The following is a 13818-nucleotide window of genomic DNA, read 5'->3' on the forward strand; positions in this document are numbered from 1 at the left end:
GAGTGTCGCTTAAGCGATCAACCCGCCAGACCCGATTGCTGTACCAGGTTCAACAGCGGCTGTGGATACAGGCCGAGGAAGAACGCCAGTACCGCGATGGCCAGCAGCATCACGCCGCCTGCACGTTGTTCCCAGTGCAGTTGCGCATCGTGGCGACGCAGGTTCGGTTCGATCAGGTACAGGGTGACCATGACGCGCAGGTAGTAGAACACGCCGATGGCGCTGCCCAGTACCAGGGAGCCGACCAGCCACCATTGTTGCGACTGGACACCGGTGGCGATGATGTAGAACTTGCCGATGAAGCCCGCGGTCAGCGGGATACCGGCCAGGGACAGCATCATCACGGTCAGTACGGCGGTCAGGTACGGACGGCGCCAGAACAGGCCGCGGTATTCGTACAGGGCATCGGCGTCACGGCCGTTGTACGGCGAGGACATCAGGGTGATCACGCCGAAGGCGCCAAGGCTGGTGATCACGTAGGTGACCAGGTATACGCCGATGGCTTCCACGGCCAGGCCCTTGCTCGCCACCAGGGCGATCAGCAGGTAACCGAAGTGAGCAATGGACGAGTAACCCAGCAGACGCTTGAGGTTGCTCTGGGTCAGCGCCAACAGGTTACCGAACAGGATCGACGCGATGGCGATGATGGTCAGCACGTCGCTCAGTACACCGCTGCTCGCCGCTGGCGAGATCTGGAACAGACGCACCATCACCGCGAACACCGCGACTTTGGAGGCCGTTGCCAGGAACGCTGCAACCGGCGCGGGCGCACCTTCGTAGACGTCCGGGGTCCATAGGTGGAACGGTACCAGCGACAGTTTGAACGCCAGGCCGATCAGCATCATGCCCAGGCCCAGTTGTGCCAGCGAGCTTGGCAGGCCGGTGGCCGCCAGGGCCTGGCCGATACCGACGAAGCTCAGGGAGCCGGAGTCGGCATACAGCAGCGCCATGCCGAACAACAGGAACGCGGAACCGGCAGCCGACAGCACCATGTACTTGATACCGGCTTCCAGCGAGCGCTTGTTGAAGAAGGCATAGGCCACCAGGCCGTAGACCGGTACCGAGAGCAGTTCCAGGCCAATGAACAAGCCTGCCAGGTGCTGTGCGCTGACCAGGACCAGGCCGCCGGCGGCGGCCATCAGGATCAGCAGGTACAGTTCTTCACGGTTGCCCGGGTAACCCGAACCGCCATCGCCGAGGTAGGCGTGGGCAAGGGTCACGCAAGCGAGGGTGGCGACCAGGATCAGCGCCATGTACAGGCAGGCAAAAGTGTCGATCTGCAGCAATGGCGTCACGGCCAGGGGCGCGACTTTCAGGGCTGGCAGGATCGACAGCAAAGCCAGGTTCAGACCCGCCACCGACAGCAGGAAGGTCTGGGAGTGGTTGCGGCGCCAGGCAATCGCCAGCATCACCACGATGATCGTGGCGCTGGTGATCAACAACGGCGCTAGCGCGATAAAGTGTTGAGTCGTGAATTCCATAGCGCTCTTACCGGGCCGAAGCGAGTTGAGTGAAGGCGGTGCCGAGCCATTGCTGCACGCCATGCATCGTAGCGGCAGAGGTATCGAGGAACGGTTGCGGGTAGACGCCGATGTAGACCAGCAGCGCTGCCAGGCCGACCACCATGATCATTTCGCGACCGTCCATGCCATGCAGCACCGCATCCGACTTGGCCGGGCCGAAGTACGCACGGTGGATCATGATCAGCGAGTAGACCGAACCGAACACCAGGCCGGACGTCGCGATGATGGTGACCCATGGCGCGATCGGGAAGGTGCCGATCAGGATCAGGAACTCACCGACGAAGTTACCGGTACCCGGCAGGCCCAGGGACGCCGCTGCAAAGAACAGGCTGAGGGCCGGCAGGTAGGCGATCTTCGACCACAGGCCGCCCATCTCGCGCATGTCGCGAGTGTGGGTACGCTCGTACAGCTGGCCGCTGAGGATAAAGAGTGCCGCCGCCGACAGGCCGTGCGCCAGCATCTGCATCACCGCGCCCTGCAGCGCCAGTTGGCTGCCGGAATAGATGCCGATCAGTACGAAGCCCATGTGGGAAACGGACGAGAAGGCAATCAGACGCTTGATGTCGGTTTGCGCGAACGCCAGGAACGCGCCGTAGAAGATCCCGATCAGACCCAGGGTCATGGCGAACGGCGCGAACTCGGCCGACGCATTCGGGAACAGCGGCAGGGCGAAACGCAGCAGGCCGTAGGCAGCGGTCTTCAGCAAGATACCGGCCAGGTCCACGGAACCTGCGGTCGGCGCCTGGGCGTGAGCGTCAGGCAACCAGGAGTGGAACGGTACGACTGGCAGCTTCACCGCGAAGGCGATGAAGAAGCCGAGCATCAGGATGTACTCGGTGGTGGTCGACATCTTGGTTTTCAACAGGTCGGCGTAGTTGAACGTAATCACGCCGGTGTCGTTGAAGTTGACCAGTACCAGGCCCAGGATCGCCACCAGCATGATCAGGCCGGAAGCCTGAGTGAAGATGAAGAACTTGGTCGCCGCGTAGATCCGGGTTTTCTTGCCGTCCGAAGAACTGTGACCCCAGAGCGCGATGAGGAAGTACATCGGCACCAGCATCATTTCCCAGAAGAAGAAGAACATGAACAGGTCGAGGGCCAGGAACACGCCGACGACACCGCCCAGGATCCACATCAGGTTCAAGTGGAAGAAGCCCACGTGACGCTGGATCTCTTTCCACGAGCAGAGTACCGAGAGGACACCCAGCAGGCCGGTCAGCATGATCATCAACAGCGACAGGCCGTCGAGGGCCAGGTGCACGTTGATGCCGAAGCGCTGGATCCAGACGTGCTTGAACTCAAGCGCCCAGGTCGGATCGGCGCCAGGCGCCGGGGCAAACGAATAGTCGCCGTTAGCCCACAGCCAGAGGCCGAGGGCGAGCAACAGGGACATGGTGATCAGCGCAATCCAGCGGGGGAGGGTGGCGCCGAAGCGCTCACCCAGCCAGCACAGCAGGCCGCCGATGAAGGGGATCAGGATTAGCCAAGGCAGAATCATGACGGGCTCAATTCCTTTCGCAAGTTCGCAAGGTTCATATCAGACCGCTACCAGCACGACGGCGCCGATTACCAGCACGGCACCAGCAGCCATCGAGGCGGCATACCAACGCAGTTGACCCGTCTCGGTACGGCTCAGGGCGGTGTGACCGCCTTTGGCCATGCGCGGGATCAGGCCGATGGTCTGGTCCAGTGGGTCTTTGCGCAGGATGTGGCTGATCGCCAGGTATGGCTTGACGAACAGTTTGTCGTAGATCCAGTCGAAGCCCCAGGCAGCGAACCACCAGGCCGAGAGGAAACGGCCGATGCCGCTGTTGGCGATGGCGGTGACGAAGCGACGCTTGCCGAGGAACAGCAGCGCAGCCAGCAGGATACCGGACAGGGCGATGGCGCCCGAGGCGATTTCCAGGCTGTGCTTGGCTTCGCCGCCGGCATGGCCAACGCTTTGCGGCAGTACGCCGTGCAGTGGTGGAACGATCATCGCGCCAATGGCGGTGGACAATACGATCAGCACCGACAGCGGCAGCCAGTGGGCAATGCCGTGACCGGCGTGGGCTTCGGTCTTCGCTTCACCGTGGAACGCGATGAAGATCAGGCGGAAGGTGTACAGCGAGGTCATGAACGCGCCGACCAGACCTGCGTAGAGCAGACCGTGGTTGCCGCTGGCGAACGCTTCCCAGAGGATTTCGTCCTTGGAGTAGAAACCTGCGGTCACCAGTGGCAGGGCCGCCAGGGCCGCACCGCCAACGATGAAGCTGGCGTAGGCCAGGGGCAGTTTCTTCCACAGGCCGCCCATCTTGAAGATGTCCTGCTCGTGGTGGCAGGCAACGATCACCGCACCGGAGGCAAGGAACAACAGCGCCTTGAAGAAGGCGTGGGTCATCAGGTGGAAGATCGCGCCGTCCCAGGCGCCAACGCCCAGGGCCAGGAACATGTAGCCGATCTGGCTCATGGTCGAGTAGGCGAGGATACGCTTGATGTCGGTTTGAACCAGGGCGGCAAAACCTGCCAGCACCAGGGTCACACCGCCGACGATGCCGACCAGGTGCAGGATCTCCGGCGCCAGGGTGAACAGGCCGTGGGTACGGGCGATCAGGTAGACGCCCGCGGTCACCATGGTTGCGGCGTGGATCAGTGCCGAAACCGGGGTAGGACCGGCCATCGCATCCGCCAGCCAGGTTTGCAGCGGCAGTTGCGCGGATTTACCGACAGCGCCGCCCAGCAGCATCAGGGTGGCCATGACCATCCAGAAGTCGCCGGCCTGGAATTTCTGCGGTGCCAGCACCAGCAGTTCCTGGACGTTCAGCGTGCCCAGTTGGGCGAACAGGATGAACAGGCCGATGGCCATGAACACGTCGCCGATACGGGTCACGATGAAGGCCTTGAGCGCGGCGTTGCCGTTGTTGCGGTTGCTGTAGTAGAAACCGATCAACAGGTACGAGCACAGGCCCACGCCTTCCCAGCCGAAGTACAGGAACAACAGGTTATCGCCCAGCACCAGGAACAGCATGCTGGCGATAAACAGGTTGGTGTAGGCGAAGAAGCGCGAGTAACCGGCTTCACCGCGCATGTACCAGGACGCGAACAGGTGGATCAGGAAACCCACGCCAACCACCACACCGAGCATGGTCAGGGACAGACCATCCAGGTACAGCGCGAAGTTCGGCGTGAAGCCTTCCACCGCCATCCACTGCCACAGCACCAGGGTGTAGTGGCCGCCTTCAGGAGGCGCGACGTTGAACTGCCAGATCACATAAGCCGCGACGATGGCAGACAAGCCGACGGAACCGACGCCGATCAGCGCCGAGAGGTTTTCCGAGAGGCGTCCACGGGAGAACGACAGCAGCAGGAAACCAATGAGAGGGAATACGAAAGTCAGATAGAGAAGATTCATCCGCGCATCTCGCTGGCAGCGTCGATATCGAGAGTGTGGAAGCGGCGGTACAGCTGCAACAGGATCGCCAGGCCGATACTGGCCTCGGCGGCTGCCAGGCTGATCACCAGGATGAACATGATCTGTCCATCCGGCTGCGCCCAACGGCTACCGGCCACGATGAAAGCCAAGGCGGAGGCATTCATCATGACCTCCAGGCTCATCAGCACGAAGAGAATGTTGCGGCGGACCATCAGGCCGACCAGACCGAGGCAGAACAGGATGCCGGCGACCGCCAGACCATGCTCCATGGGGATAGCAGGCATCGTCATTGCTCCTTGGCTTCGTTACGGCCCAAATGGAACGCCGTGACGGCTGCGGCAAGCAGCAGCATCGAGGCGAGTTCGACCACCAGCAGGTACGGGCCGAACAGGCTGATGCCCACGGCCTTGGCGTCTACGGTGGTGTGGCCGACGGCCTCACCGGTCTGGTGGGAGAACAGCACATACAGCAGTTCCACCAGCAGCAGCGCAGCCAGGGCGACCGGGCCGCCCCAAATACCGGGCTTGAGCCAGACGCGCTCTTGCTGAACCGAGGCCGGGCCAAGGTTCAGCATCATCACCACGAACACGAACAGCACCATGATGGCGCCAGCGTAGGCGATCACTTCCAGGACACCGGCAAACGGCGCGCCGAGGGCGAAAAACGTCATCGCCACGGCAATCAGCGAAATGATCAGGTAGAGCAGGGCGTGCACAGGGTTGGTGTTGGTGATCACGCGAAGCGTGGACACCACAGCGATACCCGATGCGAAATAGAAAGCGAATTCCATCTTTCTTCCTTAAGGCAGCAAGCTCTTCACGTTGATCGGTTCGGCTTCATTCTGCGCGGAGCCCTTCGGCTTACCGGCAATCGCCATACCTGCAACACGATAGAAGTTGTAATCAGGGTTTTTGCCGGGGCCGGAGATCAGCAGATCTTCTTTCTCGTAAACCAGGTCCTGACGTTTGAACTCGGCCATTTCGAAATCCGGCGTGAGCTGGATCGCGGTGGTCGGGCAGGCTTCCTCGCAGAGGCCGCAAAAGATGCAGCGCGAGAAGTTGATGCGGAAGAAGTCCGGGTACCAGCGACCGTCTTCGGTTTCAGCTTTCTGCAGCGAGATGCAACCGACCGGGCACGCCACGGCGCACAGGTTGCAGGCGACGCAACGCTCTTCGCCGTCGGGGTCGCGGGTCAGGACGATACGGCCACGGTAGCGCGGCGGCAGGTAGACCGGCTCTTCCGGGTACTGCAGCGTGTCGCGCTTGCGGAAGGCGTGGCCGAAAATCATCACCAGGCTGCGAAGCTGGGTGTAGAAGCCATGCACGATGTCAAATATGTACTTCATGATTCTCTATCCTCACTGAGCCGCGACGGCGGGCGTGTTGAGCAACACGATCGCAGCGGTCACCAGCATGTTGACGAGGGTCAGCGGCAGGCAGAACTTCCAGCTGAAATCCATCACCTGGTCATACCGTGGGCGCGGGATCGAAGCGCGCAACAGGATGAACATCATGATGAAGAACGCGGTTTTCAGTGCGAACCAGATGAACGGGATCTGCGGCAGGATGTTGAACGGACCGTGCCAGCCACCGAAGAACAAGGTCACCAGCAGCGCCGAAATCAACACGATGCCGATGTACTCGCCGACGAAGAACATGCCCCATTTCATGCCGGCGTATTCAATGTGGTAACCGTCGGCCAGTTCCTGCTCCGCTTCCGGCTGGTCGAACGGGTGACGGTGAGTCACGGCGACGCCAGCGATGAAGAAGGTCAGGAAACCGAAGATCTGCGGAATGATGAACCACATGTTCTGCGCCTGGTATTCAACGATGTCGCGCATGTTGAACGAGCCCACCTGGATCACGATGCCCATCAGCGACAGGCCCATGAACACTTCGTACGACACGGTCTGTGCCGAGGCCCGCAAGCTGCCCAGCAGGGCGAACTTGTTGTTGCTCGACCAGCCGGCGAACAGCACCGCGTAGACCGACAGACCGGCCATGGCGAAGAAGAACAGGATGCCGATGTTGATATCCGCCACGCCCCAGGTCGGGGTGATCGGGATGATCGCGAAGGCAATCAGCAGCGCGCTCATGGCCACGACCGGTGCCAGGGTGAAGATCATCTTGTCGGCGAATGGAGGCGTCCAGTCTTCCTTGAAGAACATCTTGATCATGTCGGCGGCGATCTGGAACGCGCCGAACGGACCAACGCGGTTCGGACCGTAACGGTCCTGCCAGAGAGCGAGCAGACGACGCTCGACCCAGCTGAGCAGGGCGCCGCAAACCACCACGGCGAGCAGGATCACCACGGCCTTGAGGACCGCGATGATCACGTCGATCACTTCAGGAGTGAACAAGGTCATTGAGCTGCCTCCTGCAGACCGTCAACGGATTTACCAAAGATCGCTGGCGGAATGCCGGCGATGCCCGCAGGCAAGGCCACCAGGCCCGCGCCCAGTTCTTCGTTGATGCGCAGCGGCAGACGCAGGGTCTGGCCAGCCACGTTCAAGCTCAGCATGGCGCCGTCGTTGACACCCAGGCGGTCGGCTTCGGATTTGGCCAAGGCGACGTAGGCGGCCGGAATGCGTTCCTGGACCGGCGCGGCTTTCGAAGAGTTCTCTTCGCTGCCGAACAGGTGGAAGAACGGCACGACCTGCCAGGTGCCCGGGGCCGGGTTGAACGCGCGCGGAACACTGGCGAACCAGTTCAGCGAATCACCGGTGCTTTCGATCAGGCGGGTGCCCGGGTCGCCAGCACGGATGTGACCACCGACTTCGTCCTGGAACTTGTTCCAGGCTTGCGGCGAGTTCCAGCCCGGAGACCAGGCGAATGGCACTTGCTGGCGCGGTTCGGCCGAGCCCGAGTAACCTTCCATCGAGAACGCGAACGCGGTGTCCTTGTCCTGCGGGGTACGCGGTTCGTGCACGCTGATGTCGGCGCGCATGGCGGTACGACCGGAGTAACGCAGCGGTTCACGGGCCAGTTTCATGCCCTTGATGCGGAACGCGGCGGACGGAGCGGCATCGACGATGCGGTTCAATTGCGGCGTGCTTGCAGCCACGGCAGCGGTGACGTGGTCCAGTTGGGTCCAGTCGATCGGCTGGTTCAGCAGGGTCGCACGCAGGGCATGCAGCCAGCGCCAGCCTTCGTGAACCAGGATGCTCGCGTCCATGTACTTCGGATCGAACACCTGGAAGAAGCGCTGGGCGCGACCTTCCTGGCTAACCAGGGTACCGTCGCCTTCAGCGAAGCTGGCGGCTGGCAGGACCAGGTGCGCGCGATCGCTGGTAGCGGTCTTCTGGTGATCAGCCACGATCAGCACTTTGGTGGCGTTCAGCGCAGCGTCGACCTTGGCCTTGTCAGTGCGGGTGTACAGATCGTTTTCCAGCACGACGATGGCGTCGGCCTTACCGTCGATCACCGCCTGCAGGGCTGCATCGACCGATTCGCCACCGAGCATGGCCAGGCCGAGGCTGTTGGCCTCTGGCACGATCAGGCTGATGGAACCGTTCTTCTCGCGCAGCTTAAGGGCCTTGGCGATGTTCGCGGCAGCTTCGATCAGGGCTTTGGAACCCAGGGAGGTGCCGGCGATGATCAGTGGGCGCTTGGCCGCGAGCAGGGCGTCGGCAATGCGCTTGGCCAGATCGAGGGCTTCGGCGTCCAGGCCTTCGACGGCCGGAGCGCTGGCGTCGAGGGCGTGAGCCACGGCGAAACCGATGCGGGCCAGGTCGTCGGGAGCGGCGTGTACGCACTCTTCGGCGATGTCGTCGAGCTTGGTTTCAGCCAGGCTGGCGATGAACAGCGGGTTCAGCGCGTGCTGGCCGATGTTCTTCACCGCAGCGTCGAGCCAAGGCTGGACGCGCATGGCGTCAGCCATGTCTTCGGCCTTGCCCTTGACCGATTGACGCAGGGACAGGGCCATACGGGCAGCAGTCTGGGTCAGGTCTTCACCGAGGACGAACACGGCGTCGTGGTCTTCGATGTCGCGCATGTTCGGCACAGGCAGCGGGCTGTCGTTCAGCACCTGCAGGACCAGACGGATGCGTTCCAGCTCGGCAGCTTCGATACCGGAGTAGAAGTGCTCGGCACCGACCAGTTCGCGCAACGCGTAGTTGCTTTCGAGGCTGGCGCGGGGCGAACCGATACCGACGATGTTGCGACCGCGCAGCAGGTCGGCGGCTTTATCCAGGGCTTCGTCGAGGCTCAGCTTGGCGCCATTGGCCAGCAGGGGCTGACGTGGGCGGTCTTCGCGGTTGACGTAGCCATAGCCGAAACGGCCACGGTCGCACAGGAAGTACTGGTTCACCGAACCGTTGTAGCGGTTTTCGATACGACGCAGTTCACCGTAGCGCTCACCCGGGGAGATGTTGCACCCGCTGGAGCAGCCATGGCATATGCTTGGCGAGAACTGCATGTCCCACTTGCGGTTGTAGCGCTCGGAGTGAGTCTTGTCGGTGAACACACCGGTCGGGCAGACCTCGGTCAGGTTGCCGGAGAACTCGCTTTCCAGCACGCCGTCTTCAACGCGACCGAAGTACACGTTGTCGTGGGCGCCGAATACGCCGAGGTCGGTGCCGCCAGCGTAGTCTTTATAGAAGCGCACGCAGCGGTAGCAAGCGATGCAGCGGTTCATCTCGTGGGAAATGAACGGGCCCAGTTGCTGGTTCTGGTGGGTACGCTTGGTGAAGCGGTAACGGCGCTCGTTGTGGCCGGTCATTACCGTCATGTCTTGCAGGTGGCAGTGACCGCCTTCCTCACAGACCGGGCAGTCGTGAGGGTGGTTGGTCATCAGCCATTCAACAACGCTGGCGCGAAATGCCTTGGACTCTTCATCGTCGATGGAGATCCAGGTGCCGTCGGTGGCAGGGGTCATGCAGGACATGACGATACGACCACGGGTGTCGTTCTCGTCGGTGTACTGCTTGACCGCGCACTGGCGGCAAGCGCCAACGCTGCCGAGGGCAGGGTGCCAGCAAAAATACGGAATATCGAGGCCCAGAGACAGACATGCCTGTAACAGGTTGTCTGCCCCATCGACTTCGAGCGCTTTGCCGTCTACGTGGATAGTGGCCATGGTTCAAAGTTCTTCGTTGGCCCGGTGTCAGCGGGCGTGGCTAATGGAATCTTGTTATCCGCGCGAATCAACACAGCCGATAAAGGCGTCATCGCACGAACAGCGAAGGGCACGGACCCTTCGCCTTGTTTAAGCATTTACGCGCCGACTACGATCGGCCTTGCCAGAGGCGGGACGGCGGCGCTGATGGGCGCGATGCCGGCTTCGAACTCGTGGCGGAAGTATTTGATGGCGCTGCCCAACGGCTCCACGGCACCCGGTGCGTGAGCACAGAAGGTCTTGCCTGGGCCGAGGAAGCCGACCAGGCCCAGCAGGGTCTCGATATCGCCGGCTTGCCCTTCACCGTTCTCGATGGCCATCAGCAGCTTGACGCTCCATGGCAGGCCATCGCGGCAAGGGGTGCAGAAGCCGCAGGATTCGCGGGCGAAGAACTGCTCCATGTTGCGCAGCAGGGACACCATGTTGACGCTGTCGTCCACCGCCATGGCCAGGCCGGTACCCATACGGGTGCCCACCTTGGCGATGCCGCCGGCGTACATTTGTGCGTCCAGGTGTTCCGGCAACAGGAAGCCGGTACCGGCACCGCCAGGTTGCCAGGCCTTGAGCTTGTAACCGTCGCGCATGCCGCCAGCATAGTCTTCGAACAGCTCGCGAGCGGTGACGCCAAACGGCAGTTCCCACAGGCCAGGGTTCTTGACCTTGCCGGAGAAGCCCATGAGCTTGGTGCCCATGTCTTCGCTGCCTTCGCGAGCCAACGATTTGTACCAGTCCACGCCGTCGGCGATGATCGCCGGCACGTTGCACAGGGTTTCAACGTTGTTTACGCAGGTCGGCTTGCCCCACACGCCAACGGCGGCCGGGAAGGGCGGCTTGGAGCGCGGGTTGGCGCGGCGGCCTTCGAGGGAGTTGATCAGTGCGGTTTCTTCACCGCAGATGTAGCGCCCGGCACCGGTGTGGACGAACAGTTCGAAATCAAAACCCGAACCCAGGATGTTTTTACCCAAAAGGCCGGCTGCCTTGGCTTCTTCCACGGCACGGTTCAGGTGCTTGGCGGCGGTGGTGTATTCGCCACGCAGGAAGATGTAGCCACGGTAGGTTTTCAGGGCGCGGGCACTGATCAGCATGCCTTCGATCAGCAGATGGGGCAGTTGCTCCATCAGCATGCGGTCTTTCCAGGTGTTGGGTTCCATTTCATCCGCGTTGCACAGCAGGTAGCGGATGTTGATGGATTCGTCTTTTGGCATCAGGCCCCACTTCACGCCAGTGGGGAAGCCAGCACCGCCGCGGCCTTTAAGGCCGGAGTCTTTCACGGTCTGGACGATGTCGTCCTGGGCCATCTCGGCGAAAGCCTTGCGCGCAGCGGCGTAACCGTTCTTGGCCTGGTATTCGTCGAGCCATACGGCTTCGCCGTCGTCACGCAGGCGCCAGGTGAGCGGGTGAGTCTCGGCCGAACGCTTGATGCGGTTGGCCGGACCGAAGGAAGTCAGGGTCATACGTAGCCCTCGAGCAATTTGGCAACGCCTGCTGGCTGCACATCACCGAATGTGTCGTCGTCGATCATCAACGCCGGCGCCTTGTCGCAGTTGCCGAGGCAGCAGACCGGCAGCAGGGTGAAACGGCCGTCGGTGGTGGTTTGACCCAGGCCGATGCCGAGTTTGCTCTGGATTTCGCTGACCACCGACTCGTGGCCGCCGATGTAGCAGACCATGCTGTCGCAGACGCGAATGATGTGACGGCCCACTGGCTGACGGAAGATCTGGCTGTAGAACGTTGCCACGCCTTCAACGTCGCTGGCCGGGATGCCGAGGATCTCGCCGATGGCGTACAAGGCGCCGTCCGGCACCCAGCCACGTTCCTTCTGGACGATCTTCAGGGCTTCGATCGACGCCGCGCGCGGGTCTTCGTAGTGATGCAACTCGTGCTCGATGGCCGAGCGCTCGGTTTCACTCAAGGTGAAACGGTCTGTCTGGATAAGCGTGCTGTTCATGCTTAGCGGTCCACGTCGGCCATAACGAAATCGATACTACCCAGGTACGCGATCAAGTCCGCGACCATGCTGCCTTTGATCACCGAAGGGATCTGCTGCAGGTGCGGGAAGCTTGGGGTACGAATCCGGGTGCGGTAGCTCATGGTGCCGCCATCGCTCGTCAGGTAATAACTGTTGATGCCCTTGGTCGCTTCGATCATCTGGAAGGATTCGTTGGCCGGCATGACCGGGCCCCACGAAACTTGCAGGAAGTGCGTGATCAAGGTCTCGATGTGCTGCAGCGTGCGCTCTTTCGGCGGCGGCGTGGTCAGCGGGTGATCCGCCTTGTACGGGCCTTCCGGCATGTTGCGCAGGCACTGGTCGATGATCTTGATGCTCTGGCGCATTTCTTCCACGCGCACGATGCAACGGTCGTAGGCATCGCCATTGGCCGCCAGCGGCACTTCGAACTCGAAGTTTTCGTAGCCCGAGTACGGGCGCGCCTTACGCAGGTCGAAGTCGCAACCGGTGGCACGCAGGCCGGCACCGGTGACGCCCCATTCCAGGGCTTGCTTGGTGTTGTAGTCGGCGACGCCGATGGTCCGGCCACGCAGGATGCTGTTGTCCAGTGCGGCTTTCTGGTATTCGTCCAGGCGCTTGGGCATCCACTCGACGAAATCCTTGACCAGTTTTTCCCAGCCACGCGGCAGGTCGTGGGCGACGCCACCGATGCGGTACCAGGCCGGGTGCAGGCGGAAACCGGTAATGGCTTCGATCACCGTGTACGCCTTCTGGCGGTCGGTGAAGGTGAAGAACACCGGGGTCATGGCGCCAACGTCCTGGATGTAGGTACCCAGGAACAGCAGGTGGCTGGTGATCCGGAAGAACTCGGCCATCATGATGCGGATGACGTCGACCTTCTCAGGTACCTTGATGCCGGCCAGCTTCTCGACCGAGAGCACGTACGGCAGGTTGTTCATCACGCCGCCGAGGTAGTCGATACGGTCGGTGTACGGGATGAAGCTGTGCCAGGACTGACGCTCGGCCATCTTCTCGGCGCCACGGTGGTGGTAGCCGATGTCCGGAACGCAGTCGACGATCTCTTCGCCGTCCAGCTGCAGGATGATGCGGAACGCACCGTGCGCCGAAGGGTGGTTGGGACCCAGGTTGAGGAACATGTAGTCCTCGTTCGGGCCGGAACGCTTCATGCCCCAGTCTTCCGGTTTGAAGCGCGCGGCTTCTTCCTCGAGCTGTTGCTTGGCCAGGGTCAGGCTGAACGGGTCGAACTCGGTGGCACGGGCCGGGAAGTCCTTGCGCAGCGGGTGACCTTCCCAGGTCGGCGGCATCATGATGCGCGACAGGTGCGGGTGGCCTTTGAAGTCGATGCCGTACATGTCCCAGACTTCACGCTCGTACCAGTTGGCGTTGGGCCAGATGCTGGTGACGGTCGGTAAGCTGAGGTCGCTCTCGGACAAGGCGACCTTGATCATTACGTCACTATTACGCTCGATCGACATCAAGTGATAGAACACGGAGAAGTCGACGCCGTTCGGCAGCCCTTGACGCTTGGTGCGCAGGCGCTCGTCCACGCCGTGCAGGTCATAGAGCATGACGTACGGCTTGGGCAGGTTGCGCAGGAAGGTCAGGACTTCGACCAGCTTGGCGCGGGCAACCCAAAGCACCGGCATGCCGGTGCGGGTAGGCTGGGCGGTGAACGCCTCCGGGCCAAAACGATTGTTCAGTTCGACGACCACATCCTGGTCGTCTGCCTTATAAGGCGGGATGTACAGAGCACTGCCTGTAGTCATGGTTATTTATCGCTTTCGGTCAACGTAAAGAAT

11 protein-coding genes are annotated in these 13818 nt (G+C 61.9%); all 11 read right to left on the reverse strand.

What is annotated here, in order from left to right:
• Positions 1 to 17 precede the first annotated feature (17 nt).
• The 11 genes from nuoN to nuoC all read right to left on the reverse strand — a co-directional run bounded on the left by nuoN (position 18) and on the right by nuoC (position 13785).
• Positions 18 to 1481 (reverse strand): NADH-quinone oxidoreductase subunit NuoN, encoded by a 1464-nt coding sequence (gene nuoN, locus CGA21_RS21265; RefSeq protein WP_020799549.1) that lies wholly within the window; start codon positions 1479 to 1481, stop codon positions 18 to 20.
• A 7-nt stretch (positions 1482 to 1488) separates the two neighbouring features.
• Positions 1489 to 3021, reverse strand: a complete 1533-nt coding sequence (gene nuoM / locus CGA21_RS21270) for an NADH-quinone oxidoreductase subunit M (RefSeq protein WP_110754337.1) — start codon at positions 3019 to 3021, stop codon at positions 1489 to 1491.
• Positions 3022 to 3060: 39 nt separating this feature from the next.
• Entirely contained in the window at positions 3061 to 4914 is a 1854-nt protein-coding gene (nuoL, locus tag CGA21_RS21275) for an NADH-quinone oxidoreductase subunit L (RefSeq protein ID WP_110754335.1), read from the reverse strand.
• Positions 4911 to 5219: an NADH-quinone oxidoreductase subunit NuoK gene (nuoK, locus tag CGA21_RS21280; RefSeq protein WP_007946416.1), complete on the reverse strand. Its 309-nt coding sequence runs from the start codon at positions 5217 to 5219 to the stop codon at positions 4911 to 4913. Before nuoK ends, nuoL begins: the two co-directional genes overlap by 4 nt.
• A gap of 2 nt (positions 5220 to 5221) precedes the next feature.
• On the reverse strand, positions 5222 to 5725 hold the full coding sequence (gene nuoJ, locus CGA21_RS21285) for an NADH-quinone oxidoreductase subunit J (RefSeq protein WP_008061982.1): 504 nt from the start codon (positions 5723 to 5725) through the stop codon (positions 5222 to 5224).
• Between the two features lie 9 nt (positions 5726 to 5734).
• The gene (nuoI, locus tag CGA21_RS21290) at positions 5735 to 6280 is read right to left on the reverse strand and encodes an NADH-quinone oxidoreductase subunit NuoI (RefSeq protein WP_007970449.1); all 546 of its coding nucleotides are present in this window, start codon (positions 6278 to 6280) and stop codon (positions 5735 to 5737) included.
• 12 nt (positions 6281 to 6292) lie between these two features.
• Positions 6293 to 7300 carry an NADH-quinone oxidoreductase subunit NuoH gene (gene nuoH, locus CGA21_RS21295; RefSeq protein ID WP_110754333.1) on the reverse strand — a complete coding sequence of 336 codons (1008 nt, stop codon included), beginning with the start codon at positions 7298 to 7300 and terminating at the stop codon, positions 6293 to 6295.
• Positions 7297 to 10011: an NADH-quinone oxidoreductase subunit NuoG gene (gene nuoG, locus CGA21_RS21300; protein WP_188264985.1), complete on the reverse strand. Its 2715-nt coding sequence runs from the start codon at positions 10009 to 10011 to the stop codon at positions 7297 to 7299. Before nuoG ends, nuoH begins: the two co-directional genes overlap by 4 nt.
• Positions 10012 to 10148: 137 nt before the next feature.
• Entirely contained in the window at positions 10149 to 11504 is a 1356-nt protein-coding gene (gene nuoF, locus CGA21_RS21305; RefSeq protein WP_110754329.1) for an NADH-quinone oxidoreductase subunit NuoF, read from the reverse strand.
• Positions 11501 to 11998 (reverse strand): NADH-quinone oxidoreductase subunit NuoE, encoded by a 498-nt coding sequence (gene nuoE / locus CGA21_RS21310; RefSeq protein WP_008053447.1) that lies wholly within the window; start codon positions 11996 to 11998, stop codon positions 11501 to 11503. Before nuoE ends, nuoF begins: the two co-directional genes overlap by 4 nt.
• Before the next feature lie 2 nt (positions 11999 to 12000).
• Positions 12001 to 13785: an NADH-quinone oxidoreductase subunit C/D gene (nuoC, locus tag CGA21_RS21315; protein ID WP_110754327.1), complete on the reverse strand. Its 1785-nt coding sequence runs from the start codon at positions 13783 to 13785 to the stop codon at positions 12001 to 12003.
• Positions 13786 to 13818: the final 33 nt, after the last annotated feature.

The organism is Pseudomonas sp. PSB11 (assembly GCF_014596605.1).
GTDB lineage: Bacteria > Pseudomonadota > Gammaproteobacteria > Pseudomonadales > Pseudomonadaceae > Aquipseudomonas > Aquipseudomonas umsongensis.